Origin of the sequence: Microbacterium sp. 22215 (assembly GCF_052045655.1) — a bacterium.
GTDB classification, from domain to species: domain Bacteria; phylum Actinomycetota; class Actinomycetes; order Actinomycetales; family Microbacteriaceae; genus Microbacterium; species Microbacterium phyllosphaerae.
In genome coordinates this window covers 146,280-169,373 of record NZ_JBQEPC010000002.1, presented here as the reverse complement: position 1 = coordinate 169,373, position 23,094 = coordinate 146,280, and the positions used below count along the sequence as shown (strand labels likewise).

The following is a 23,094-nucleotide window of genomic DNA, read 5'->3' as shown; positions in this document are numbered from 1 at the left end:
GGGGTCGAATTCCTCTGAAGGTTCGAGTTCCTCTGGGGGTTCAGAGGAGCTCGTCCGCAGCCTCGATCGTGAGTTCCAGCCGGTATCCGAGCCAGTCGTAGACGCCGAATCGCGCATCGTCAGGGTCATGATCGTCATCGTTCTCGATGCCGAGGCGCTCCGCGATCACCAGGCGCAGTGCAGTGAGGGTGCGCAACCACGCGTCGACATCGGCGAGTCGGACCGACAGATCGTGTTCGGCGAACGCCTCTTCCTGAGACATGGAGTCCAGATCACCCCGGAGCTCCGACAGTGCCGTCCGGACGATGTCGGCATCGAGAGCTCGTCGGTCGAGCAGGTCGTCGCGCGTCGCCTCCCGAAAGGCGCTCGATGCATCAGCGTCTTCGGGATACGGGTCGGGTGCCATGCGCTCGATCGCGGGGTCGGTCACATCCCGGTCCGTGCCGACGAGTTCACGGAAATCGTCGACCAGCTGTGCGAGCTGCGCGCCCTCGACCCTGGCCATCCGCACGTGCACCATCTGCTCGGTCATTGCGCGGCCTTTCGCACTGTCGCCCACAGGCCATAGTCGTGCATCGCCTGAGCGTGCACCTCCATCGTCTCGCGGGGCCCCGTGGCCACGATGGCCTGGCCTTCGTGATGCACGGCACGCATGAGCTGCGTCGCGCGATCGAGCGAGTACCCGAAGTAGGTGCGGAACACCCGCACGACATAGCTCATCAGGTTGACCGGGTCGTTCCACACGACGACCTCCCACGGCTCGAGGGGCGCGGCCGCGAGATTCGTGACCTCGTCGATATCGGGCGTCGCCAGGGGACTCATGCCCACCCCAGCTCGTGCAGCTGCGCGTCATCGATGCCGTAGAAATGGGCGATCTCGTGCACCAGAGTCGTGTGGATCTCGTCGCGCAGCTCGTCCTCGTCTTCGCAGGCCGCGAGGTGCGGCTCGCGGTAGACGACGATCCGGTCGGGCAGTTCCCCGGACCCGTACTGCGTGCGCTCGGTCAACGCCAGACCGTCGTAGAGGCCGAGGAGGTCGAGGCTCCCGTCCTCGGGGCGGTCCTCGACGACGAAGACGACGTTCTCGAGTCCGTCGACCATCTCATCGGGCAGCCGGTCGAGTTCGTCGATCACGAGTTCCTCGAAGGGCGCAGCATCCATCTCCATCGGATCCAGCCTATTGCCGCGAGCGCCCGCCCGGCGTCAGTGCAGGAACACGAGGAGTGCGGCGACCGCGATGAACAGGATGCCGAACACGCTGTTCAGGATCCGTTGCCCCCGCACTGAGCGGGTCAGGCGGCGGAACGGACGGGCTGCTGTCGCGAAGAAGCCCCACATCACGACGACATCGACGACCATCACGGTGATGATCAGCGTGAGGTATTGGGGCAGCTGGGGCTCGTCCAGGCGGATGAACTGGGGGATGAAAGCCAGGAAGAAGACGATCGCCTTCGGATTGAGGAGGTTCACCCAGAATCCGCGACGGATCATCGACCAGTGCCCCTCGCGCAGATCGATGCCGGTCTCATCCTCCATGTCGGTGACGGCCGGCTTCGCCAGGATTAGTCGGATCCCGAGGAACACGAGGTAGGCGGCTCCGGCGTAGCGGATGACATTGAACAACATCTCCGACTGCGACACGATCAGGCCGAGCCCGGCTGCGACGATCGCGACGTGAACGATCAGGGCCAGCTGCTGACCCACGATTCCCCAGATCGACCGACGCCATCCTTGGCTGAGCGCGTTCGACATCGTGTTGATGGCGCCGGCGCCCGGCGTGAAGCTGATCACCACGCAGGCGGTCAGGAGCGAGAACCACACGGCGAGTGACACCACGCAATCCTAGGGCTCTCGCTCCTTCGCCGTGGTCAGTCGTCAGCGGCGATGCTCGGCAGACGCAGGTCGAGTCGGCGGAGCATCTGTGCGTTCAGCGCCACGACGATCGTCGACAGCGACATCAGCACCGCACCGACGGACATCGGGAGCACGAATCCGATCGGTGCGAGGATACCTGCGGCCAGCGGCACGGACAGGAGGTTGTACCCCGCTGCCCACCAGAGGTTCTGGGTCATCTTGCGGTATCCCGCCCGCGAGAGATCGATGACCGAGAGGACCGCGCGAGGGTCATCGCCGGCGAGGATCACGCCGGCGGACGCGATCGCCACATCTGTCCCGGCGCCGATGGCCAGCCCGACATCGGCCTGCGCGAGCGCGGGCGCGTCGTTCACACCGTCGCCCACCATCGCGACTCTGCGTCCTTCGGACTGCAGCGAGCGCACTCTGGCGGCCTTGTCCTCCGGTCGTACCCCGGCGAACACCCGATCGATGCCGATCCGGCCCGAGACGCTCTCCGCGACGGCCTGCGCGTCACCCGTGATCATCACGACCTCGATGCCCCGTGCGTGCAGCGACTCGACGGCCGAGATCGATTCAGCACGAATCTCGTCGGCGAGCCTCAGCGCACCGACGACCTGATCGTCGACGAGAACGTGGAGGATGATCGCGCCTTCCGTGCGCCATGCTTCGGCGATCGGGAGCTCCGAGGATCGAGTCTCGCTGAGGAGGTGCGGTCCGCCGACCTTCACCGAGCGGCCGTCGACGACAGCGCTCACACCCACGGCGGGCGACGATCTGAAGTCGCTGGCGGTCGGCACCTTCACGTTTCGATCATGTACGGCGTTCACGATCGCCTTCGCGAGAGGGTGCTCGGAATCCTGCTCGGTCGCTGCCGCGAGGGAGATGAGGTCGTCGCTCGTGTAGGGAGGGAGGGGCTCGATGGCGGTGACGGCCGGCGTGCCCTTCGTGAGCGTTCCCGTCTTGTCGAAGAGGACGGTGTCGATCGTGCGCATCGTCTCGAGAGCGAGCCGATCCTTCACGAGGATGCCTGCGCGTGCCGCACGCTCGGTCGCGATCGACACGACCAGAGGGATCGCGAGGCCGAGAGCGTGTGGGCACGCGATGACCAGGACGGTGATCGTGCGGACGACGGCCTCGTCGGGCATCCCCACGGCTGACCAGACGATCGCGGTGATCGCGGCGGCTCCGAGCGCGAACCAGAACAGCCATGCGGCCGCGCGATCGGCGATCCGCTGCGCCCGTGACGACGACGCCTGAGCCTCTGTGACGAGTCTCCGGATGCCGGCGAGGGTCGTATCCGAACCGACAGCTGTGATCTCGACGCGGAGTCCGGAATCGGTCGCCACGGTTCCGGCGACGACCTGATCGCCGACGGTGCGGCCGACGGCCCGTGACTCGCCCGTGATCATGGACTCGTCGATGCTCGCGGCACCCTGGGTGATGCGTCCGTCTGCGGGCAGGCGCCCGCCCGGCCGGACGACGACGAGATCTCCGATCCTGAGTTCGGCGGGGGAGACCCGGACCGTCTCGCCGTGTTCGATGCGTTCGGCCTCGTCGGGCAGCAGCGCGGCGAGAGAATCGAGCGCTGAGGTCGTCTGGGCCAGCGAGCGCATCTCGATCCAGTGGCCCAGGAGCATGATGACGATCAGCAGCGCCAGCTCCCACCAGAACTCCAGTTCATGGTGAAGCACGCCGAGGGTCGCGCCCCACGATGCGAGGAAGGCGACGGTGATCGCGAGCGCGATCAGAAGCATCATCCCGGGCTTGCGGCCGCGTAGCTCACTCCACGCACCGGTGAGGAACGGTGCACCACCCCAGACGTACATCACGGTGCCGAGGGCTGGTGCGATGTACCGGGCCCACCCCGGTACGTCGTACCCGATGATCATCGCGAACATCGGGGATGCTGCGACGACCGGGAGGGACACGGCGAGCATGATCCAGAACAGGCGTCGGAACCGTGAGGTATGGCCTGTATGCCCGGCATGAGCGCCATGGTCTGTGTGAGCGTCATGTCCGGTGTGCTGTGCCGGAGTCGGTGTTCCGTGTCTCATGTCCTGTGAGGAATGATCGGTCGGTGTCGATTCAGCCAGGCGAGTCATGTTTGGTCCCTTCGGTGTGGTCACTTAGAGGAACCCGATACCCCCTAGGGGTATTCCGAATTGTGGGATCGCAAAACAAAAGAGGTCCGAGTCAACAGACTCGGACCTCTTCTTGATGGGGTGAGTAACGGGACTCGAACCCGCGACATCCGGCACCACAAGCCAGCGCTCTACCAGCTGAGCTATACCCACCATGTGCCAACCGGAGTTGGCAACCAGACGAGTCTATTACATGTTTGGAGTGAACTCTGACACGGTGCGCGTCGCGATGTCTCGGGCATCGTCGCTCGACGGCCCCGGCTCGTCGACGAACACCGCTTCGCGGTAGTAGCGAAGCTCTCGGATCGACTCGAGGATGTCGGCGAGCGCCCTGTGGCCGCCGTCCTTGGCGGGCGCTTGGAAGAAGACCCGCGGATACCAGCGTCGCGACAGCTCTTTGATGCTCGACACATCGACGTTGCGGTAGTGCAGCCATTGATCGACCTGAGGCATGTACTTGGCCAGGAACATCCGATCGGTGCCGATCGTGTTGCCGGCCAGCGGTGCCTTGCGCTCGAGCGGCGCGAAGCGCTTGATGTAGGCGAGGGTCTGCTCTTGGGCCTCGGCGAGCGAGACGCCGTCGGGGATCTCGGTGATGAGCCCCGAGGTCTCGTGCATCTTCGTGACGAAGTCGTTCATGTTCTCGAGCGCCGCATCACTCGCGCGGATGACGACCTGGAAGCCCGGATCGACGGGGCGCAACTCGAAGTCGGTGATGACGACGGCGATCTCGACGAGCTCGTCGACTGAGAGATCGAGGCCGGTCATCTCGCAATCGATCCAGACGAGACGGTCGTTCTCTGACGCAGATACCATTCGGCCATCCTATCGACGGCACCGACATCAGAGCCGGGGCGGTACGGTATATCTGTGCGCCTCCGTAGCTCAGGGGATAGAGCAGGAGCCTTCTAATCTCTTGGTCGCAGGTTCGAATCCTGCCGGGGGCACGGCCTCTGCCGGGTGTCTGTTCACCCGTTGCGCAGGGCAGCGACGGCGTCATCTGCTTTCCAGAAGTCTCCGACGAGGCGAAAAGACGCGGTGGCGAGGTGCAGGCGCTCGGCCCGATACCGCACTCCGAGCGGGTGGTGGACGAGCCGGAGGTGTCCGAGCACCCGGCCTCTCGCGTCCTGTACACGCCACAGGTGAGCTGCGGCTCGAACGAGGTGCTCTCGCGGGCTCGACAGCCGAGGTGTCGCGTACGGAACCTCGGGCGGGGATGTGATCAGGGTGTCGGACATTCGATCTCTCCTTTCGTTGTTCGAACATATGACCGACCACCGACATTTCTCTTCCGGGTGCGCCACGGTATGACTGTCACTCGTTCTGCACGGCCCGGAGTGTTCGCTCGTTGTGCGCCGATCGCGTGTTCTGCATCCGGAGCGTAGGGAGTGGGCGCGCACTCTGGAGGCATCCGGGCGAGCGACCCGGGTCCTTGAGGAGAAGAACATGCATGACACCGTGACAATCGTCGGCAACGTCGCCACCGATCCGACGCTGGGGCGGACCGCCAGTGGCATTCCCGTCACGAACTTCCGATTGGCGAGCACGCATCGCCGATTCGATGAGGCGACCCAGACCTGGATCGATGTGGCGACGAACTGGTACTCCGTCGCCGCATTCCGCCAGCTCGCGGAGCACGCGAAGGTGTCGCTCCGCTCGGGGGACAGCGTGATCGTGACCGGCCGGATGAAGATCAGGGCGTGGGAGAACAACGGCAAGCAGGGTACGAGCGTCGACATAGACGCGGATGTGATCGGTCATGACCTGCGCTGGGGCACCACCGCGTACCGTCGCAGCGCGCGGTCGACCCCGGATCAGAAGGAGAGGGGCCGAGTCGAGGACGGCGACGATGCTCCGCCCGCGTCGTCTCGCAGGGAGCCGGCGGACATCGACACGTCGTGGGCGGACAGAGACGCCGTCCCCGGGCCAGACAGCGAGCTCCTCGATCAATCATCGTCTTCCGCGAGTCTCACGTTCTGAGGCGGCGGGCCGAGACCACGGTCTCAGAACTCGGCGCCGGTTCGATATCGGCGTTCACGCAAGCGGGGGAGTCCGCCCGTAGACTCGGGTCGTGCTTCGACGACCGGACTCCTCCGCATCGCGTGCGGCAATCATGGCCGGTACCGTGGCCGTGCTCACAGCTGTGCTGACCTCGTGCGGACCGACACCGTCTCCGACGCCCGCACCGACGGAAGCGGGTGTTTCTCCGACTCCGTCGGCGACCCCGACGACGCCGGTGTACGTGGCGGATGGCACCGCCAATGACAACCTGCCGTTGTTCGACGCGGTGACCGCGCAGGTGTGGGCCTCCGATCAGAAGGTCTCGGGCCGTGCCTACATCGACGCGCTCATCGCCGCGGGGTTCGATCGCGAAGCGATGCAGGTCACACAGGATGTGTCGACCGTCGGCAATCCGGCCGAGAGCATCCAGTTCTCGGTGCGCTGGGGAGACTCCGAGTGCCTGGTGGGGCAGGTGGGCCCGTCGACGGGTGCGCCCGTGACAGTGGTAATGCCGCAGCTCGCGGAGGGACGCTGTCTGATCGGTGCCACTCGCGCCATCGACTGGTGATCACCGCTCCGGCGTCGGAAGCATGACGTTCACCGACCCTGAGTGCCACCCGACGGTGACCCGCTGAGAGGCCGGTAGGCTGGAGTGTCGATCTTCGACGCCAACAGAAGGAGCGTTTTTCGGTGGCTGAGTACATCCACCGTGACCTATCCCTCCCGCTGATCATGCACTGACGCGATGATCGTGCACGGCGTGATCGCTGGTGTCGTATCGGCGTGGGAAGCTGAGTGGATGTTGCTGCGCGTTGAAGTGTTTCCCGTCGAGACGCGGCGCTGGGTCGCTGTCATCGATGCGCCCGAAGGCGCATTCTCCACCGAGTGCGCGCGACCTGAGGATGTGCCAGAGGAGATTGACGCCGTCATCCGAGGCATGCTGAAGATCCACGGGTTCACGACAGAACTCGTTGATGACCTCGGAAGGGGTTGGAGCCCGTCAGACGGCAGAGCTCAGTCCAGACGCTTGGGAATCGTCTGACGGCTGAGCCGGAGGTAGTCTTAGGGAGGTTTCCGCACTTGTTCAGCAGTGCGATGGCAGGTTCGATTCTGATCAGCAAAGGTGTTTAAACGGTATGGCTGAGTACATCTATTCGATGGTTCGTGCGCGCAAGGCAGTGGGCGAGAAGCTCATCCTCGACGACGTCACGATGGCGTTCCTCCCCGGTGCCAAGATCGGCATGGTGGGCCCGAACGGTGCCGGTAAGTCGACGATCCTCAAGATCATGGCCGGCATGGACACGCCGTCGAACGGTGAGGCGAAGCTCTCCCCGGGGTTCTCCGTCGGAATCCTCATGCAGGAGCCGGAGCTCGATGAGACCAAGACCGTGCTGGAGAACATCCAGGACGGCATCGCGATCAAGGCGAAGGTCGATCGTTTCAACGAGATCTCGATGCTGATGGCCGATCCGGATGCGGACTTCGATTCGCTTCTCGCCGAGATGGGAACGCTGCAGGAGGAGATCGACGCGGCAGACGGCTGGGACCTCGACTCGCAGCTCGAGCAGGCGATGGACGCACTGCGCACGCCGCCGGGAGACGCTGCGATCGCACCGCTCTCCGGTGGAGAGAAGCGTCGTGTCGCACTGGCGAAGCTGCTTCTCCAGAAGCCCGATCTGCTGCTCCTCGACGAGCCGACCAACCACCTCGACGCCGAGAGCGTGCTCTGGCTCGAGCAGCACCTGCAGGCCTACAAGGGCGCTGTCATCGCCATCACCCACGATCGGTACTTCCTCGACCACGTCGCCGAGTGGATCGCAGAGGTCGACCGCGGTCGCCTGATCGGCTACGAGGGCAACTACTCGACCTACCTGGAGAAGAAGGGCGAGCGCCTCGAGATCCAGGGCAAGAAGGACGCGAAGCTCGCCAAGCGCCTCAAGGAGGAGCTCGAGTGGGTCCGCTCCAGTGCGAAGGGCCGCCAGACCAAGTCGAAGGCGCGTCTCGCTCGCTATGAGGAGATGGCCACGGAGGCGGAGCGGACCAGGAAGCTGGACTTCGAGGAGATCCAGATTCCTGCGGGTCCCCGTCTCGGAAGCATCGTGATCGATGCCAAGAAGCTTCAGAAGGGCTTCGACGGACGCTCGCTCATCGACGGCCTCAGCTTCAGCCTGCCGCCGAACGGCATCGTCGGTGTGATCGGCCCGAACGGTGTCGGAAAGACGACCCTCTTCAAGACGATCGTCGGCCTCGAGCCGCTCGACGGCGGTGACCTGAAGATCGGCGAGACCGTCAAGATCAGCTACGTCGACCAGTCGCGCTCGAACATCGACCCCGACAAGACGCTGTGGGAGGTCGTCTCCGACGGCCTCGACTTCATCACCGTCGGCAAGACCGAGATCCCGTCGCGGGCGTACGTGTCGAAGTTCGGTTTCAAGGGTCCGGATCAGCAGAAGAAGGCAGGCGTGCTCTCCGGTGGTGAGCGCAACCGTCTCAACCTCGCACTGACGCTCAAGGAGGGTGGCAACCTGCTCCTCCTCGACGAGCCGACCAACGACCTCGACGTCGAGACCCTGAGCTCGCTCGAGAATGCGCTTCTCGAGTTCCCCGGCTGCGCTGTCGTCATCACTCACGACCGGTGGTTCCTCGACCGCATCGCGACGCACATCCTGGCCTACGAGGGCACCGACGAGAAGCCCGACCAGTGGTACTGGTTCGAGGGCAACTTCGAGGCGTACGAGGAGAACAAGATCCAGCGTCTCGGTGCTGACGCGGCGAAGCCGCACCGTTCCACGCACCGCAAGCTCACCCGCGACTGACACCACGATGTCCGACCTGACACCGGGGCCCCGCCTGCACATCCCGATCCACCTCCGCTGGGGCGATCTGGATGCGTTCAATCACGTCAACAACACCTCGATGCTCAAGCTGCTCGAGGAGGCGCGCGTACGCGCGTTCTGGCGTGCGGGCCCCGGTGAGCAGGCACCGTCCACCGCCGTGCTCGATTCCGGGCTCGACGAGGGGATCCTGACGCTGATCGCGCGCCAGGAGATCGAGTACCTCGCACCCGTGCCCTACCAGCGTCGTCCTATCGAGGTGCAGATGTGGTTCGGCAAGCTGGGCGGCTCGAGCGTCGAGGTCTGTTACGAGGTGCACAACTCCCCGGAGGCGGAACCTCGGACGATCTATGCCCGTTCCACGGCCGTCATCGTCCTCGTCGACGCCGCGACAGGACGCCCGACCCGCCTCACGCAGGAGATGCGCGATGCGTGGCAGCCGTTCACCGGCGCCTCCATCGAGTACGCACACCGCTGACCAGGTCGGCGTTGACCGGCCCCGAACCGGCGGTCTGAGACGATCGGGTGCACGACCTGAATCGGCGGACGCGTATTGCTCGGGTGCTCGGCCCGAATGCAGCGCGGGACGTCAGTCCTGCGACGGGACCCTGACCATGATCTCCTGCGCAACCGAGGCCACGAGCTCACCGGCCTGCGTGTAGATCCGCCCCTGCGCCAGGCCGCGCCCACCCCGGGCATTCGGCGACTCCTGCATGTACAGCAGCCAGTCATCGACCCGAGCCGGACGATGCCACCACATCGCGTGGTCGAGGCTCGCGACCTTGAGGCCGGGCAGCGCCCAGTACACGCCATGCGCGCGGAGGATCGACTCCTGGATGGTCATGTCGCTCAGGTACGCGAGAGCCGCGCGGTGGATGCGCTGATCGTCCGGCAGGGGAGCGCGCAGCCGCATCCACACGCCCTGATGGGGCACGCGGGCGTCATCGCTCGGCAGGAACAGCGGCGAGTCGATATGGCGCACATCTGCGGCTCGGTCGCTCAACATGCGCGCGGTTCCCGGCGGCAGCCCCTCGACACGCTGCTCGTCGGGCAGCAGCGAGTCCGGCGACGGCACACCGTCGGGCATGGAGACGGCATGCTCGACTCCGGGACCCTCGTCCTGGAACGACGCGATCATCGAGAAGATCGGAACGCCGTTCTGGTAGGCCTGCGAGCGACGCGTGGAGAATGACCGGCCGTCGTGGATGCGGTCGACGGCGATCGTGATGCCCTGGCCTGCGTCGCCCGGGCGAAGGAAGTACCCGTGCATCGAGTGGACCGCGCGGTCCTCGGGAAGGGTCCTCTCGGCGGCGAGAAGGCTCTGAGCGAGAACCTGGCCACCGTAGATACGGCCTGACGGCATCGCGTGCGACGAGCCGGTGAAGATGTCCTCGGTCGTGCGTGCCTGCGTGGAGTCGAGGTCCAGCACTTCGAGGAGCTGTTCGACGGTGCGGATCGCGTGTGCGTCGGCGGTCATGACTTCCTTTCCGCGACTGCGGATGCCGCTGGCGTTGCTAGTTTAGAGGGTGTGCCGCACCACCTCCTTCTCGCCGATTCCGATACGTCCAAAGACGTCCTGACGTTCCTCGGGCGAGCGACGCGCATCTCCGGCGAAGGCGTGCGACTCCAGGCGGCGGACGGAGTTCTCGCACTCACGGGCGCTGCTCTCGCGCCCCACGGCCTGTTCGATCAGACCCCGACGGTGCTCGCGATGCGCATCGTTCGGGTCGACCCGGAGCTCGAGTGCGATGTGGTCGTCGCATCTCTCAGCGCGACGGATGACGATCGCGTGCTCACGTTCCCCGAAACCGGTCTCTCTCCCGCCTGGGCAGGGGTCGCACCGCCGCGCGGCCAGTGGCAGGCGACGTCGAGCCTTGCGGCATCCGTCATCGCCCAGCGCGCGCAGTGGGGGATCAGCGCCGTCGCTCGAGGCGCGACACCGGGATCCGGAGAGGAAGCCGTTCGTGCGCTGCGCGCGGCGATCTGGGGCGAGCCGGATGAGGACCTCGGTGGTCTGCCGCGGGGAGTGGCCTTCGCAGCGGATGCATTCGGCTTCATCTCCGGTGAAGAGGACGTGTCCGTCATGACCTCAGGGCGATGGACGCGCCTCGCCTTCCGCCGCGGTCATGTGCTCGCCCGCGGGCCCGTCGCCAGCGGCCTCACGGCCGTGCGGGGCACCGGCGCGACCGACTAGCTCGGCGTCGTACCGAGACGCCGCGGCGTCATCGCGCTGCGGCGCGCCCCGCCTGCCTTCCGGAGAACAGGCAGCCGCCGAGGAAGGTGCCCTCGAGAGCGCGGTACCCGTGCACACCGCCCCCACCGAAGCCGCTCGCCTCACCCGCGGCGAACAGCCCGAGGATCGGCGCGCCGTCGGCGCCGAGAGCGCGTCCGTCGAGATCGGTGTTGATGCCGCCGAGCGACTTCCTCGTGAGCACGTGCAGCTTCACCGCGACGAGAGGGCCCGCTGCGGGGTCCTGCAGACGGTGCGGCGCGGCGGTGCGGATCAGCTTGTCGCCCCGGTATGCGCGCATGGAGCGGAGCATGCCGATCTGCGCATCCTTGGAGAATTCGTTGTCCATCTCGCTGTCGCGTGCGACGATCTCGCGGCGGACGTGATCGATGTCGAGAGCATCGCCGCCCGGGTGACGGTGCATCTGCTCCAGCAGGGATTCGAGATCGTTCTCGACGATGAAGTCCTCGCCCTCGTCGAGAAAGGCCTGGACAGGCCCGGTGGGCCCCTTGGCCAGCCGCGATTTGAGCAGCAGGCCCACATCCTTGCCGGTCAGGTCCGGGTTCTGCTCGCTGCCCGAGAGCGCGAACTCCTTCTCGATGATCTGGCGCGACGTGATGAACCACGAGTGGTCGTATCCCGTCGTGCGCAGATGCGCGAGCGTCCCCAGGGTGTCGAACCCGGGGAACAGCGGAACCGGCAGTCGCTTGCCCGTCGCATCCAGCCAGAGGGAGGACGGCCCCGGCAGGATCCGGATGCCGTGCGACGGCCACACCGGATCCCAGTTCTTGATCCCCTCGACGTAGTGCCACATACGGTCACCGTTGATCAGGCGCGCTCCGGCGGCCTCCGACACGGCGTGCATCGATCCGTCGACGTACGCGGGCACACCCGTGAGCATCTGGGTGGGCGGCACCCCGAGGCTCGCCGGCCAGGCCGCACGCACGAGTTCGTGGTTGCCGCCGATACCTCCGGACGACACGATCGTCGCGCCGGCGCTGATCTCGAAGTCGCCGATCACCGCGCGAGAGGATTCGACGCCTCGAGCCGCCGGGCTGGATTCCAGGATGCTCCCGCGAGCCCCGGTCACGGCTCCGTCCGTCGTGATGAGCTCCGTCACCCTGTGGCGGGGGAGGATCGTGAGTCGTCCCTCTCTCTCGCCCTGCTCGACGGCGGCGGCGAACGGCGCGACGACACCGGGGCCGGTGCCCCAGGTGATGTGGAAGCGGGGCACGGAGTTGCCGGGCCCCAGTGCCCCGTATCCGCCGCGCTCGGCCCATCCGACCACGGGGAAGAAGCTCACTCCGCGTTCACGCAGCCATGCACGCTTCTCGCCCGCGGCGAACTGCAGATAGGCCTCCGCCCAGCGCCTGGGCCAGTCGTCTTCCGGGCGATCGAAAGCTGCCGTCCCGAACCAGTCCTGAGTGGCGAGAGCGAGCGAGTCGCGGATGCCCATGCGTCGCTGCTCGGGGGAGTCGATGAAGAACAGCCCACCGAACGACCACCATGCCTGTCCGCCGAGGTTCGTGCGTGGCTCCTGATCGATCAGGATCACGCGGCGTCCGGCATCCAGCGCCTCACTCGCCGCGACGAGACCGGCGAGCCCCCATCCGATGATCAGGACGTCTGCAGACAGGGGCGTGTGCGTCATGTGTTCTCCGTTGATTCCTGACGTGTTCGCGTCTCGAGCGTGGGGCGCCCGGCGGCGGACGTGCCGATGCCGGACGGCTCGAATGTGTTCACCATGGCATATGCGGCGCGCTCGAGATAGTCCCACAGCGTGGATTCGTGGAGCGGCGACAACTGCGCCTCGTCCACCGCGGTCCGCATGTGTCGAAGCCACCTGTCGCGGGCATCGGGGTCGACATGGAACGGCATGTGCCGCATCCGCAGCCGAGGGTGACCCCGTGTCTCGCCGTAGGTGGTCGGACCGCCCCAGTACTGCTCGAGGAACATCAGCAGCCGCTGTTCGGCGGGACCCAGATCGTCTTCGGGATACATGGGCTTGAGCACCGGATCGAGAGCGACCTCGCGGTAGAACACCGAGACGATCTTCGCGAACGTCTCGCGACCGCCGACTTCGTCGTAGAACGTCACTTCTGGGGGCTCCCGTCATCGGTCGTCTTCTTGCGTCGCCAGATTCCGCGGTCAGGAATGACGGGCACACCCGTGACCGCGTTCGGGCGCGTCTTGGGCGGATTGGCGCCACGCACGCGACGAGCCCCGTCGAGACCGGTGGGGATGACGGTGGTCATGCTCGGGAAGGAGATCTCGTTCTCGAGCATGGCAGCACGCAGACGCTTGCGCAGTTCCTGCGCGACGTCGTCTTTCGCGTTCGCGCGGGCCTTGATCACCAGGCGCACGACGAGGGCATCGCCGCCCACCGATTCCAGGCCCCAGAGCTCGGGCTTCTCGATGATGCGGGTTCGCCACTTCGGGTCCTTGGCGAGCCCCTGAGCGGTCTCGAGCATGATCTTCTCGACCTTCTCGAGGTCGGAGTCGACCGGCACGCCGAGGTCGATGATCGCGCGCGCCCAGCCCTGAGACATGTTGCCGATGCGCAGCACCTCGCCGTTGCGCACATACCAGAGTGTTCCGTTCACATCGCGGACCTGAGTGATCCGCACGCTGACGTACTCGACGACTCCGGTCGCGAGGCCGAGGTCGACCACATCGCCGATGCCGATCTGGTCCTCGGCGACGAGGAAGATGCCGTTCAGGACGTCCTTGACGATGTTCTGCGCACCGAAACCGAGACCGGCACCCACCGCTGCCGTGAGGAGGGTGAGGGAGCCGAGCAGACTGTTGTCGAGGGCGTTCACGACCAGGACCAGCGCGATCACGACGAGCATCACGTTGACGATGTTCTGCAGGATCGTCCCGAGAGTGCGCGTGCGCTGCACGAGTCGCATATCCGCGAGGGGGGAGCGCTCGAGCGCCTGCGTGTCGTCGACCGCGGCCTTGTTCTTCGCGCTGTCGACGATCCGGTGCACGACACGTCTGATGACCACACGCAGGACCAACGCGATGACGATGCACGCGACGATGATCAACGCGACCTGAAGCGCTTTGCCTCCGACGACACCGAGCACGTTGAGGGTGTCGGCCCACCACTTGGGGACCTCGGTCGCGACGGGCTCGGGAGTGGCTTCGAATGGCTGCATCATCACCTCCAGAGTAGCGATCAGGCCTCTGTGCGGGCTGGATGCACCGCACAGAGGCCTGATCGTGGAACCGGGTCTCAGTCCTCCGCGTCGCGGGACTGTGCCGCGAGCGCGCGCTCGACGTCGGCGAGGTTCTCGAGCACGAGGCGACGCAGCGCGGGAGCGGCGTCCTGGTGCGCGGAGAGCCACGCGCGGGTCGCGTCGCGCAGTTCGACATCGGCGATCGCGGTCGGGAACAGGCCGACGACGAGATACTGCGCGATCTGGTAGGTGCGCGCCTCCCAGATCGGGATCAGCATGTCGAAGTACGCCGGGACGAACTCACGGAGTGCATCGGCGCCGGCCGGGTGCACGAAGCCGAGCGCTGCGGAGCGCACGATCGTGTTCGGCGCATCGTCGCGTTCGATCAGCGATGCCCAGGCGGCCTTCTTCGACGCAGAGTCGGGTAGAGCGGCGCGGGCCTGGGCGGCGAACTCGCCGCCCTTCGACGTGTTGTCCGACGCCAGTGCGGCGTCGATCGATGCGGCATCGGTCGCGCCGATCGTGGCGAGGCCGACGAGCAGCTGCCAGCTCAGGTCGGCGTCGATCTCGAGTCCGGGAAGCGTCTCCTCGCCTGAACGCAGACGACCGATGATGCCGGCGTGCTCGGGCGCCACCAGTGCCCCGGCGAATGCCGTGACGAACTGGAGCTGACTGTCGCTGCCTGATTCCGCCGACTCCGCGAGGTTCCAGAGTCCGTCGGCCACCTTCTGACGTGCCGCGCGGCGATCTGCCGGCGTGACGTAGAGGGTCGCCGCCGTGCGCAGCTGCGCAAGGGTGGTGCGGACGGTCGTGGACTCGGTCTCGCTGCCGATGTTGCCGAGGACGAGGTCGATGTAGTCGGACGCGGCGGTCTCGGCGTCGCGCGTCTGATCCCAGGCGGCGCCCCAGACGAGCGCGCGGGCCAGTGGGTCGCTGATGTCGGCGAGGTGCGCGATCGCCGTGGCGAGGGAACGCTCGTCGAGGCGGATCTTCGCGTATGCGAGGTCATTGTCGTTGAGGAGCACGAGATCGGGGCGCTTGTGGCCGTGCAGCTCGGGTACCTCGGTGCGGTCGCCGTCGACATCGACCTCGGCGTAGTGGGTGCGCACGAGCGCGCCGTCCGTGAGCGTGTAGAACCCGATTCCGAGGCGGTGGGGGCGGATCGTCGGGTAGTCGGCGGGTGCGGTCTGGGTGACGGCGAAACGCGAGATCGTGCCGTCGGAGTCTTCGGCGATGACCGGCTCCAGCGTGTTCACACCGGCGGTCTCGAGCCACTTCTTCGACCAGGTGCTGAGGTCGCGACCACTGGTGGCCTCGAGCTCGACGAGCAGGTCGCTGAGCTCGGTGTTGCCCCAGGAGTGCTTCTGGAAGTACTGCGAGACGCCCGCGAAGAACTCCTCGATGCCCACCCAGGCGGCGAGCTGCTTGAGGACCGAGCCGCCCTTGGCGTAGGTGATGCCGTCGAAGTTGACCTGCACGTCTTCGAGGTCGTTGATCGTGGCGACGATCGGGTGCGTGGAGGGCAGCTGGTCCTGGCGGTATGCCCAGGTCTTCTCCATCGCGTTGAACGTCGTCCACGCCTCGGTCCACTCGGTGGCCTCGGCCGTCGCGATCGTCGACGCCCACTCGGCGAACGACTCGTTGAGCCAGAGGTCGTTCCACCACTTCATCGTGACGAGGTCGCCGAACCACATGTGCGCGAGCTCGTGGAGGATCGTGACGACGCGGCGCTCCTTGACGGCATCGGTCACCTTGCTGCGGAAGACGTAGGTCTCGGTGAACGTCACCGCTCCTGCGTTCTCCATGGCGCCCGCGTTGAACTCGGGGACGAAGAGCTGGTCGTACTTCGCGAACGGATACGGCACGCCGAACTTCGACTCGAAGTACGCGAAGCCCTCACGGGTCTTGTCGAAGATGTAGTCGGCGTCGAGGTGCTGCCACAGGCTCTTGCGGCCGTAGACGCCGAGCGGGATCACACGACCCGACGCACTGGTGAGCTCGGAGAACGTGGACTCGTAGGGACCGGCGACGAGGGCCGTGATGTACGAGGAGATGCGAGGAGTGGGCTCGAAGCCCCACGTGGCGACGGTGTCGTCGTCATGAACGATCGGCTCGGGCGTGGGGGAGTTGGAGACGACCTTCCAGGAGGCCGGGGCGGTCACCGTGAACTGGAACGTGGCCTTCAGATCGGGCTGCTCGAAGACGGCGAACACGCGCCGCGAATCCGGCACCTCGAACTGCGAGTAGAGGTAGACCTCGCCGTCGACCGGATCGACGAATCGATGCAGACCCTCGCCGGTGTTCGTGTACTCGCAGTCGGCGTCGACCACGAGGACGTTCTCGGCCTGCAGGCCGGACAGCGCGATGCGCGAGTCGGCGAAGACCTCGTCGGGATCGAGCTGTTCGCCGTTGAGTGAGATCTCGCGGACCTCGCGGGCGATCAGGTCGATGAAGGTGAAGCTCTCCGGCGTCGCGGTGAAGCGCACGACGCTGCGGGAGCCGAAGACCTCGGCACCCTTCGTCAGGTCGAGCGAGACTTCGTACGACTGGGTGTCGACGACGTCGCGGCGCTCCTGCGCTTCGATGCGGGTGAGGTTCTCTCCAGGCACAGCTGTACTCCCAGGGGTGAGGGGATGCTGCCGCAACCCAGCGCAGTTGGCGCCCACGGCAACCATGACAGCCTACGCCAGCGGGACGGCCTGTCTCACGTTCGGAAGGTGAAAGGATGGAGGTGTGACCGCGATCGAGCCGAACCACGTCCTCTTTGCCTCCACTGCCGCTGCCGAGGGAGCGCCCTATGTGTCGACGCCCACCGCGTACGACGGCATCCTCCTCGCCGGGTTCGGGGGACCGGAAGGACAGGATGACGTCATCCCCTTCCTCCGTAACGTCACCCGGGGGCGCGGGATCCCCGACGAGCGACTCGAAGAGGTCGCGCACCACTACCGTCATTTCGGCGGCGTCAGCCCGATCAACGGTCAGAATCGCATCCTCAAGGACGCACTCGAGGCGGAACTCGCGCGCCGCGACATCGACCTGCCGGTGTACTGGGGCAACCGCAACTGGAGCCCGTACCTCGAGGAGGTGGTGACCGAGGCGGCCGCCGACGGCCGCACCACTCTGCTCGCCTTCGCCACCAGCGCTTACAGCTCGTTCTCGAGCTGCCGTCAGTATCGGGAGGACTTCGCCCGGGTGCTCGAGGAGACGGGTCTCGGCGACACCGTCACGATCGACAAGATCCGTCCGTTCTACGACCACCCCGGCTTCGTCGAGTCGTTCGAGACGGGCGTGCGCGAGGCGGTCGAGGCGTTCCTCGCGCAGGGCATCGCGGCCGCGGACATCCAGATCCTCTTCTCGACCCACAGCATCCCGACCGCGGATGCCGAGCGCTCGGGCGCCCGGGACATCGAATGGGGCGAAGGCGGCGCCTACGCGGCGCAGCATCTCGCCGTCGCCGCGTGGGTCATGGACCGGGTGCGCGAGAGCATCCCCGCCGCCGCTGACGTCTCGTGGGAGCTCGTGTACCAGTCCCGCTCGGGTCCTGCGTCGCAGCCGTGGCTGGAGCCCGATGTGTGCGACGTGATCGGCGAGCTTCCCTCGCGCGGTCGGAAGGCCGTCGCCGTGGTTCCCGTCGGCTTCATGAGCGATCACATGGAGGTCCTCTGGGACCTCGACACCGAGGCCGCAGAAGCCGCAGAGGAGGCGGGGCTCGCGTTCACTCGCACACCGACGCCCGGTGTGGCGCCGTCATTCGTCACCGGAATCGTCGATCTGATCGTCGAGCGTCTTGAAGGACGGCCGAACGAGGAGCGCCCGCATGTCACCGCGCTGCCCGGTGCGTTCGACGTGTGCCGTCCCGGATGCTGCGAGAACGTCCGTGCGGGTTTCAAGCCGGCCGCCGCCGGCGTCGCCCCGTGATCACCGGCTGACCCTCTGCGCTTCTAGGATGGATGCCATGCGCATCCATATCGCCACCGATCACGCTGGTCTCGACTTCTCCACGCAGCTGCAGGACCACCTGCGCGGTGCCGGTCACGAGGTCGTCGACCACGGGCCGGTGGAGTACGACGCCCTGGATGACTACCCCGCGTTCTGCATCCGTGCTGCGCAGGCTGTGGTCGCCGATCAGGCGGCCGGTATCGAGACTCTGGGCGTCGTCTTCGGAGGATCGGGCAACGGCGAGCAGATCGCCGCGAACAAGGTCGAGGGAATCCGCGCCGCTCTGGTGTGGAACACCTCGACGGCCGAACTCGCGCGCGAGCACAACGACGCCAACGTGATCTCGATCGGAGCGCGCCAGCACACCTTCGACGAGGTCACCTCGTTCATCGACACGTTCATCGCGACGCCGTTCTCGCAGGACGAGCGTCACGTGCGCCGCATCGGTCAGATCGCCGACTTCGAACGCGACGGCTCGCTCCTTCCGGACCCGCGGGCCTGACATGCCTGAGGGACACTCCGTCCACCGCATCGCTCGGCAGTTCGAGCGGAACTTCGTCGGCAAGACGATGAGCGCGTCCAGCCCGCAAGGGCGCTTCGCGGAGGGCGCAGCCGTGCTCGACGGCCGCGAGGCGCTCAGCGTCCAGGCGGTCGGCAAGCAGATGTTCCTCGAGGCCGAGGGCGACCTCTGGCTGCGCGTGCACCTCGGCCTGTACGGGGCATGGGACTTCGCCGGAGAGATCCTCGTCGATCCCACGATCGCGTCCGCGAACGGCCGCATGGGACAGACGAATCAGCGAGGGACGGACGTCGACGAGGCGATCCTCGACGATGCGGGGGAGAACTCCCTCGCATCGATCGGCGCCCCTCGGCGCACCCGCGTGCACGTGCGCATGTCCGAGCAGACGAAGGGACTCGCGGACGAGGGCATGGAGTGGCCGCCTCCGGTGGTCGGCCAGGTGCGACTGCGTCTGATGACCGACATCACGGCGGCCGACCTCCGCGGGCCGACCGCGTGCGTGCTGCAGACCCCGGAGGAGATGCTCGCCAGCGTCGCCAAGCTCGGCCCCGACCCGCTGGTGGGCGACCCGGCACTGAACGAAGAGCGTTTCGTGCAGGCGGTGCGCAAGAAGCCGACCGTGATCGCGTTGCTCCTGATGGACCAGGCGGTGGTGAGCGGCATCGGAAACGTGTACCGCGCCGAGATGCTCTTCCGTCAGAGGCTGAACCCGCACACGCCGGGCCGCGACGTGCCCGAGGACGTGGTCCGTGCACTCTGGCGCGACTGGGTGACTCTACTGGCGATCGGGGTCGAGACCGGCCAGATGATGACCATGGACGACCTGTCGCCCGACCAGTATCGCGCGGCGATGGCGAGCCGCGACGACCGGCACTGGGTCTACCACCGGGCGGGACTTCCGTGCCGTGTCTGCGGAACCGAGATCGCGCTGGAGGAGATCGGCGCACGCAAGCTCTACTGGTGTCCGCGCTGTCAGGCGTGAGCCTTCGGCCATAGGCTGAGAGGATGCGTCAGAACCCCAGCTTCACGCTCGCGGACGTCACCGAGATCCGGCGGGTCATCGATGCGAACCCGTGGACGACGATCGTCAGCAACGGTCCGGACGGACTCGTGTCATCGCACTATGTGGCGCTGCTCGACGACGATCGTGACGACCTGACGATCGTCGGACATGTCGGGCGTCCCGACGATCTGATCCACGGAATGGGAGAGCGGGAGCTCCTCGTCGTCTTCCAGGGCCCCCACGGCTACATCTCGCCGGGGTGGTACGGCGATGTCCAGGCCGTGCCGACCTGGAACTACACGGCGGTTCACCTGGCAGGAGTCCCCGAGATCCTCAGCGACGACGAGAACCTCGCGGTTCTCGATCGGCTCGTCGACCGGTTCGAGGGAAGGATGCCGGAGCCTCGGCGCATGTGGGAGCGTCCCAACGATCCCGCGTTCGTCACCCGCCTCGCCTCGGGGACGGTCGGGTTCCGACTCACTCCGACGCGTGTGGTGGCGAAGCGCAAACTCAGCCAGAACAAGTCTGCGGAAACGGTCGAGACGATCATCGCGGAGCTCGAGGGCGACGGGCTCTACGCGCATCCCGGGCTGGCCGCCGAGATGCGGCGCGCGCACGAAGCGCGCACGGGTGGGCTCCGATGACCGGCATCGACGCTCTGATCGGCACGATCGCATCCGTACGGATTGCGGGACCGGGACGAGAGTTCCTGATCGACGATGAACCGGTCGACATCTTCATCGACGGGGGTCTCATCAGCGACATCGCACCCGCGGGAGCGATCCCGCCCCGGGGCGAGGTGCTCGACGGGAACGGCGCCTGGGTGGTGCCTGGTCTCTGGGACAATCATGTGCACACCGTGCAGTGGGCTCTCGCGACGGAACGCGTCGCTCTGGGCGGGGCGGCGTCCGCAGCCGAGGCGGCGGCGATCATGTCCGCATCCGCGCCGCTGCCCGACGGTCGCAAGGTCGGCAGCGGATTCCGCGACGCGATGTGGCCGGACGCGCCCACTCTCGACCTCCTCGACCGCGCGACCGGATCCACTCCCACGTACCTGATCAATGCCGACGTGCACAGCACGTGGCTGAACTCGGCAGCGCTGTCGCTCGAAGGCTTCACGAGTTCCGATGGGATGCTGCGCGAGCAGGATGCGTTCGAGATCTCCCGTCGGCTGAACGCCGTGGATCCCGAGCGCGGCGACGTCGCTGTGCGAGCGGCAGGGGAGCGAGCGGCATCCCGAGGCGTCACGGGCCTGGTGGACTTCGACATGGCGTGGAACGCGGATGCCTGGCCGCGACGGGTGGCTGCTGGCTTCGCTTCGCATCGCGTCGAGTTCGCCGTGTACCCGTTCGATCTGACCCGCGCCATCGCGGCGGGCTTGAGGACAGGCGAACTCCACGAGGCACCGGACGCGCCGGAGGCCGGACGCGGTCTGGTGCACGTCGGACCGCTGAAGATCATCAGCGACGGATCGCTCGGAACGCGGACGGCAGCATGCTCGCACTCCTACCCTGGCGACCCCGAGAACTTCGGTGTCCTCACGGTTCCGCCGGCGGAGCTCACCGAGCTGCTGACGGTCGCGACAGGCGCGGGTCTCGCGGTCGCGGTGCATGCGATCGGTGATCGAGCCGTCACCGGGGCTCTCGATGCCTTCACCGTGTCGGGTGCCGTGGGGACGATCGAGCATGCCCAGCTCGTGCGGCACGCGGATCTGGCACGCTTCGGTCGCCTCGGCGTGATCGCGAGCGTCCAGCCGCAGCATGCACTGGACGACCGCGACCTCGTGGGGAAGCACTGGGCGGGGCAGACATCCATCGGGTATCCCCTCGGTGCTCTGCGTGACGCAGGGGTCGAGCTGAGGTTCGGCTCCGACGCCCCCGTCGCGCCTCTCGACCCGTGGCAGGCGATCGCCGCGGCTGTCACGCGTACCGATGATGATCGCGACCCGTGGCATCCCGAGGAGCGGCTCACGCGCGATCAGTCGCTCCAGGCGAGTGTGCGCACGGCCCTGCGGCCGGGCGAGATCGCCGACATCGTCCTGTGCGGGCTCGACCCGCTGACAGCCTCCGGTGCCGATCTGCGCGGTATGCCCGTCCTCGCCACGCTCGTGGCCGGGCGAATCACCCACGGCGCCTGACCTCGCGCCTCAACGAGAAAGGGGCACCGGGAGAACCCGGTGCCCCTTTCGACGTGATGCTTACGCGGCGATGTGCGACACGAGGAACCAGCGGTCCTTCTCGAGTCCGCGCATGATCTCGATGGCGACGTCCTGGCTGGTCAGGTCGACCTCGTCCAGGCCGTCGATCGCGGCCTTGGTGTCGACGAGGATCGCGTCGATGTCGGAGATGACCGCACGGACGAGCTCGTCAGACTGCGTGAAGCCGGCGGGGACCGAGGTCGCGCCGCCCTTCGCGGCGACCGCGCTGATGCGTGCGTCGATCGGGAGGCCCAGGGCCACGATGCGCTCTGCTGCCGTGTCGGCGAAGTCTCCGGCGTGAGCGACGATCGTGTCGAGAAGCTCGTGGACACCGACGAAGTTCGCGCCGCGGACGTGCCAGTGCGCCTGCTTTCCGTTGACCGTGAGAGCCTGAAGTCCGAGGACGACGGGCGAAAGGAACTGAGCCGCTGCAGCTGCCACGGTCGGGTCGCTGGCGGTGGTGGAAACGGTCTGTACCTTGCTCATCTTCGGCTCCTCTGAAGTGCTCTTCTCGTACCTGATGAAGACAACGCTACTCAGCTGAGAACATTCCGCAAGCAAGCGAAGGCTCGGCTTAGTGCCGCGGAATCACGCGGAAATCGGGGGAGGTGAGGGTAGTCTCGCCTCATGAGCATCGCAGCCGGAGCCTCCGTTCTCGCACTCCCGGGGAAGACTCCCTCGATCGCCGAAGACACCTTCGTCGCCGACGGCGCGCGCATCGTCGGCGACGTCTCGCTCGCAGCCGGCGCGAGCGTCTGGTACAACGCGGTCCTCCGCGGCGACTCGGCCGCCATCGTCATCGGCGAGGCGAGCAACGTGCAGGACAACGTCTCGCTGCATGTCGATGCCGGTCACCCCGTCGTCGTCGGGGCGAAGGTCTCCATCGGTCACAACGCGGTGGTCCACGGGTGCACGATCGGCGACGGGTCGCTCGTCGGCATGGGCGCCGTCATCCTCAGCGGTGCGGTCATCGGTGCCGGATGCCTCATCGCGGGCGGCGCGGTCGTGCTCGCGGGCACCGAGGCGCCCGATGGCTCGCTGGTGGCAGGGGTGCCTGCGAAGGTGCGCAGGATGCTCAGCGACGAAGAGAGAGCTGGACTGATCGCGAACGCGGACATCTATCTGGGACACCTCCGGACGCACGCCGAGGCGACGCCGATCTGACCAGGGTCGACCGGTAGGCTGGTG

Annotated in this window: 25 protein-coding genes and 2 tRNA genes; 13 read left to right on the top strand and 14 right to left on the bottom strand. The window is 66.7% G+C overall.

Annotated features, from left to right (window positions below):
• Positions 1 to 40: 40 nt before the first annotated feature.
• From ACTJKH_RS04075 to orn, 7 genes are all read right to left on the bottom strand, one after another.
• Positions 41 to 532 (bottom strand): DUF2017 family protein, encoded by a 492-nt coding sequence (locus tag ACTJKH_RS04075; RefSeq protein ID WP_440735854.1) that lies wholly within the window; start codon positions 530 to 532, stop codon positions 41 to 43.
• The gene (clpS, locus tag ACTJKH_RS04070; RefSeq protein ID WP_440735853.1) at positions 529 to 822 is read right to left on the bottom strand and encodes an ATP-dependent Clp protease adapter ClpS; all 294 of its coding nucleotides are present in this window, start codon (positions 820 to 822) and stop codon (positions 529 to 531) included. The genes ACTJKH_RS04075 and clpS overlap by 4 nt, the downstream gene beginning before the upstream one ends.
• Positions 819 to 1,166: a metallopeptidase family protein gene (locus tag ACTJKH_RS04065; RefSeq protein ID WP_440735852.1), complete on the bottom strand. Its 348-nt coding sequence runs from the start codon at positions 1,164 to 1,166 to the stop codon at positions 819 to 821. Before ACTJKH_RS04065 ends, clpS begins: the two co-directional genes overlap by 4 nt.
• Before the next feature lie 36 nt (positions 1,167 to 1,202).
• On the bottom strand, positions 1,203 to 1,832 hold the full coding sequence (locus tag ACTJKH_RS04060) for a LysE family transporter (RefSeq protein ID WP_210097855.1): 630 nt from the start codon (positions 1,830 to 1,832) through the stop codon (positions 1,203 to 1,205).
• Positions 1,833 to 1,867: 35 nt separating this feature from the next.
• Positions 1,868 to 3,910, bottom strand: a complete 2,043-nt coding sequence (locus ACTJKH_RS04055; protein WP_440735851.1) for a heavy metal translocating P-type ATPase — start codon at positions 3,908 to 3,910, stop codon at positions 1,868 to 1,870.
• Between the two features lie 164 nt (positions 3,911 to 4,074).
• Positions 4,075 to 4,150, bottom strand: a tRNA-His gene (locus ACTJKH_RS04050).
• Between the two features lie 36 nt (positions 4,151 to 4,186).
• On the bottom strand, positions 4,187 to 4,813 hold the full coding sequence (orn, locus tag ACTJKH_RS04045) for an oligoribonuclease (protein ID WP_440735850.1): 627 nt from the start codon (positions 4,811 to 4,813) through the stop codon (positions 4,187 to 4,189).
• Positions 4,814 to 4,871: 58 nt separating this feature from the next.
• On the opposite strand from orn, the gene ACTJKH_RS04040 reads away from it, so the two are divergent.
• Positions 4,872 to 4,944 (top strand) — tRNA-Arg (locus ACTJKH_RS04040).
• Between the two features lie 21 nt (positions 4,945 to 4,965).
• Here ACTJKH_RS04040 and ACTJKH_RS04035 read toward each other — a convergent pair.
• A complete protein-coding gene (locus ACTJKH_RS04035; protein ID WP_259159127.1) occupies positions 4,966 to 5,235 on the bottom strand; it encodes a hypothetical protein in 270 nt (89 codons plus the stop codon).
• Between the two features lie 208 nt (positions 5,236 to 5,443).
• On the opposite strand from ACTJKH_RS04035, the gene ssb reads away from it, so the two are divergent.
• The 5 genes from ssb to ACTJKH_RS04010 all read left to right on the top strand — a co-directional run bounded on the left by ssb (position 5,444) and on the right by ACTJKH_RS04010 (position 9,310).
• Positions 5,444 to 5,977: a single-stranded DNA-binding protein gene (gene ssb / locus ACTJKH_RS04030; RefSeq protein ID WP_440735849.1), complete on the top strand. Its 534-nt coding sequence runs from the start codon at positions 5,444 to 5,446 to the stop codon at positions 5,975 to 5,977.
• 91 nt (positions 5,978 to 6,068) lie between these two features.
• Positions 6,069 to 6,566 (top strand): DUF6993 domain-containing protein, encoded by a 498-nt coding sequence (locus tag ACTJKH_RS04025; protein WP_440735848.1) that lies wholly within the window; start codon positions 6,069 to 6,071, stop codon positions 6,564 to 6,566.
• Positions 6,567 to 6,743: 177 nt separating this feature from the next.
• The gene (locus ACTJKH_RS04020) at positions 6,744 to 7,040 is read left to right on the top strand and encodes a hypothetical protein (protein ID WP_440735847.1); all 297 of its coding nucleotides are present in this window, start codon (positions 6,744 to 6,746) and stop codon (positions 7,038 to 7,040) included.
• 94 nt (positions 7,041 to 7,134) lie between these two features.
• Complete coding sequence (ettA, locus tag ACTJKH_RS04015) at positions 7,135 to 8,814, top strand: energy-dependent translational throttle protein EttA (RefSeq protein ID WP_440735846.1); 1,680 nt, start codon at positions 7,135 to 7,137, stop codon at positions 8,812 to 8,814.
• Between the two features lie 7 nt (positions 8,815 to 8,821).
• Entirely contained in the window at positions 8,822 to 9,310 is a 489-nt protein-coding gene (locus ACTJKH_RS04010) for an acyl-CoA thioesterase (RefSeq protein WP_440735845.1), read from the top strand.
• Between the two features lie 111 nt (positions 9,311 to 9,421).
• Here ACTJKH_RS04010 and ACTJKH_RS04005 read toward each other — a convergent pair whose 3' ends face one another.
• Complete coding sequence (locus ACTJKH_RS04005) at positions 9,422 to 10,309, bottom strand: acyl-CoA thioesterase (protein ID WP_440735844.1); 888 nt, start codon at positions 10,307 to 10,309, stop codon at positions 9,422 to 9,424.
• 51 nt (positions 10,310 to 10,360) lie between these two features.
• Between ACTJKH_RS04005 and ACTJKH_RS04000 the strand changes: the two genes are divergently transcribed.
• Entirely contained in the window at positions 10,361 to 11,026 is a 666-nt protein-coding gene (locus ACTJKH_RS04000; RefSeq protein WP_440735843.1) for a hypothetical protein, read from the top strand.
• A 28-nt stretch (positions 11,027 to 11,054) separates the two neighbouring features.
• Here ACTJKH_RS04000 and ACTJKH_RS03995 read toward each other — a convergent pair whose 3' ends face one another.
• From ACTJKH_RS03995 to pepN, 4 genes are all read right to left on the bottom strand, one after another.
• Positions 11,055 to 12,713, bottom strand: a complete 1,659-nt coding sequence (locus ACTJKH_RS03995; protein WP_440735842.1) for an FAD-binding dehydrogenase — start codon at positions 12,711 to 12,713, stop codon at positions 11,055 to 11,057.
• Entirely contained in the window at positions 12,710 to 13,159 is a 450-nt protein-coding gene (locus ACTJKH_RS03990; protein WP_440735841.1) for a globin, read from the bottom strand. The genes ACTJKH_RS03995 and ACTJKH_RS03990 overlap by 4 nt, the downstream gene beginning before the upstream one ends.
• Positions 13,156 to 14,229, bottom strand: a complete 1,074-nt coding sequence (locus ACTJKH_RS03985; protein WP_440735840.1) for a mechanosensitive ion channel family protein — start codon at positions 14,227 to 14,229, stop codon at positions 13,156 to 13,158. Before ACTJKH_RS03985 ends, ACTJKH_RS03990 begins: the two co-directional genes overlap by 4 nt.
• A 74-nt stretch (positions 14,230 to 14,303) precedes the next feature.
• Complete coding sequence (gene pepN, locus ACTJKH_RS03980) at positions 14,304 to 16,856, bottom strand: aminopeptidase N (RefSeq protein WP_440735839.1); 2,553 nt, start codon at positions 16,854 to 16,856, stop codon at positions 14,304 to 14,306.
• A 124-nt stretch (positions 16,857 to 16,980) separates the two neighbouring features.
• Between pepN and ACTJKH_RS03975 the strand changes: the two genes are divergently transcribed.
• From ACTJKH_RS03975 to ACTJKH_RS03955, 5 genes are read left to right on the top strand one after another with little or no spacing between them, the layout of a single operon-like run.
• Entirely contained in the window at positions 16,981 to 18,165 is a 1,185-nt protein-coding gene (locus tag ACTJKH_RS03975) for a ferrochelatase (RefSeq protein ID WP_440735838.1), read from the top strand.
• Positions 18,166 to 18,202: 37 nt separating this feature from the next.
• Positions 18,203 to 18,688 (top strand): ribose-5-phosphate isomerase, encoded by a 486-nt coding sequence (locus ACTJKH_RS03970; RefSeq protein ID WP_259159104.1) that lies wholly within the window; start codon positions 18,203 to 18,205, stop codon positions 18,686 to 18,688.
• 1 nt (position 18,689) lies between these two features.
• Complete coding sequence (locus ACTJKH_RS03965) at positions 18,690 to 19,688, top strand: Fpg/Nei family DNA glycosylase (RefSeq protein ID WP_440735837.1); 999 nt, start codon at positions 18,690 to 18,692, stop codon at positions 19,686 to 19,688.
• Positions 19,689 to 19,711: 23 nt separating this feature from the next.
• Positions 19,712 to 20,353: an FMN-binding negative transcriptional regulator gene (locus ACTJKH_RS03960; RefSeq protein WP_440735836.1), complete on the top strand. Its 642-nt coding sequence runs from the start codon at positions 19,712 to 19,714 to the stop codon at positions 20,351 to 20,353.
• On the top strand, positions 20,350 to 21,846 hold the full coding sequence (locus tag ACTJKH_RS03955) for an amidohydrolase (RefSeq protein ID WP_440735835.1): 1,497 nt from the start codon (positions 20,350 to 20,352) through the stop codon (positions 21,844 to 21,846). Before ACTJKH_RS03960 ends, ACTJKH_RS03955 begins: the two co-directional genes overlap by 4 nt.
• A gap of 60 nt (positions 21,847 to 21,906) precedes the next feature.
• On the opposite strand, the gene ACTJKH_RS03950 is transcribed toward ACTJKH_RS03955, so the two are convergent.
• Positions 21,907 to 22,392: a Dps family protein gene (locus tag ACTJKH_RS03950; RefSeq protein WP_440735834.1), complete on the bottom strand. Its 486-nt coding sequence runs from the start codon at positions 22,390 to 22,392 to the stop codon at positions 21,907 to 21,909.
• Between the two features lie 141 nt (positions 22,393 to 22,533).
• Here ACTJKH_RS03950 and ACTJKH_RS03945 point away from each other — a divergent pair, with 141 nt between their 5' ends.
• Positions 22,534 to 23,070 carry a gamma carbonic anhydrase family protein gene (locus tag ACTJKH_RS03945; RefSeq protein WP_440735833.1) on the top strand — a complete coding sequence of 179 codons (537 nt, stop codon included), beginning with the start codon at positions 22,534 to 22,536 and terminating at the stop codon, positions 23,068 to 23,070.
• Positions 23,071 to 23,094 lie beyond the last annotated feature (24 nt).

Coding starts and splice junctions, on each gene's coding strand:
- ACTJKH_RS04075 (WP_440735854.1), bottom strand. CDS start 532: ATGACCGAGCAGATGGTGCACGTGCGGATGGCCAGGGTCGAGGGCGCG.
- clpS (WP_440735853.1), bottom strand. CDS start 822: ATGAGTCCCCTGGCGACGCCCGATATCGACGAGGTCACGAATCTCGCG.
- ACTJKH_RS04065 (WP_440735852.1), bottom strand. CDS start 1,166: ATGGAGATGGATGCTGCGCCCTTCGAGGAACTCGTGATCGACGAACTC.
- ACTJKH_RS04055 (WP_440735851.1), bottom strand. CDS start 3,910: ATGAGACACGGAACACCGACTCCGGCACAGCACACCGGACATGACGCT.
- orn (WP_440735850.1), bottom strand. CDS start 4,813: ATGGTATCTGCGTCAGAGAACGACCGTCTCGTCTGGATCGATTGCGAG.
- ACTJKH_RS04035 (WP_259159127.1), bottom strand. CDS start 5,235: ATGTCCGACACCCTGATCACATCCCCGCCCGAGGTTCCGTACGCGACA.
- ssb (WP_440735849.1), top strand. CDS start 5,444: ATGCATGACACCGTGACAATCGTCGGCAACGTCGCCACCGATCCGACG.
- ACTJKH_RS04020 (WP_440735847.1), top strand. CDS start 6,744: ATGATCGTGCACGGCGTGATCGCTGGTGTCGTATCGGCGTGGGAAGCT.
- ettA (WP_440735846.1), top strand. CDS start 7,135: ATGGCTGAGTACATCTATTCGATGGTTCGTGCGCGCAAGGCAGTGGGC.
- ACTJKH_RS04010 (WP_440735845.1), top strand. CDS start 8,822: ATGTCCGACCTGACACCGGGGCCCCGCCTGCACATCCCGATCCACCTC.
- ACTJKH_RS04005 (WP_440735844.1), bottom strand. CDS start 10,309: ATGACCGCCGACGCACACGCGATCCGCACCGTCGAACAGCTCCTCGAA.
- ACTJKH_RS03995 (WP_440735842.1), bottom strand. CDS start 12,713: ATGACGCACACGCCCCTGTCTGCAGACGTCCTGATCATCGGATGGGGG.
- ACTJKH_RS03985 (WP_440735840.1), bottom strand. CDS start 14,229: ATGATGCAGCCATTCGAAGCCACTCCCGAGCCCGTCGCGACCGAGGTC.
- ACTJKH_RS03970 (WP_259159104.1), top strand. CDS start 18,203: ATGCGCATCCATATCGCCACCGATCACGCTGGTCTCGACTTCTCCACG.
- ACTJKH_RS03965 (WP_440735837.1), top strand. CDS start 18,690: ATGCCTGAGGGACACTCCGTCCACCGCATCGCTCGGCAGTTCGAGCGG.
- ACTJKH_RS03960 (WP_440735836.1), top strand. CDS start 19,712: ATGCGTCAGAACCCCAGCTTCACGCTCGCGGACGTCACCGAGATCCGG.
- ACTJKH_RS03955 (WP_440735835.1), top strand. CDS start 20,350: ATGACCGGCATCGACGCTCTGATCGGCACGATCGCATCCGTACGGATT.
- ACTJKH_RS03950 (WP_440735834.1), bottom strand. CDS start 22,392: ATGAGCAAGGTACAGACCGTTTCCACCACCGCCAGCGACCCGACCGTG.
- ACTJKH_RS03945 (WP_440735833.1), top strand. CDS start 22,534: ATGAGCATCGCAGCCGGAGCCTCCGTTCTCGCACTCCCGGGGAAGACT.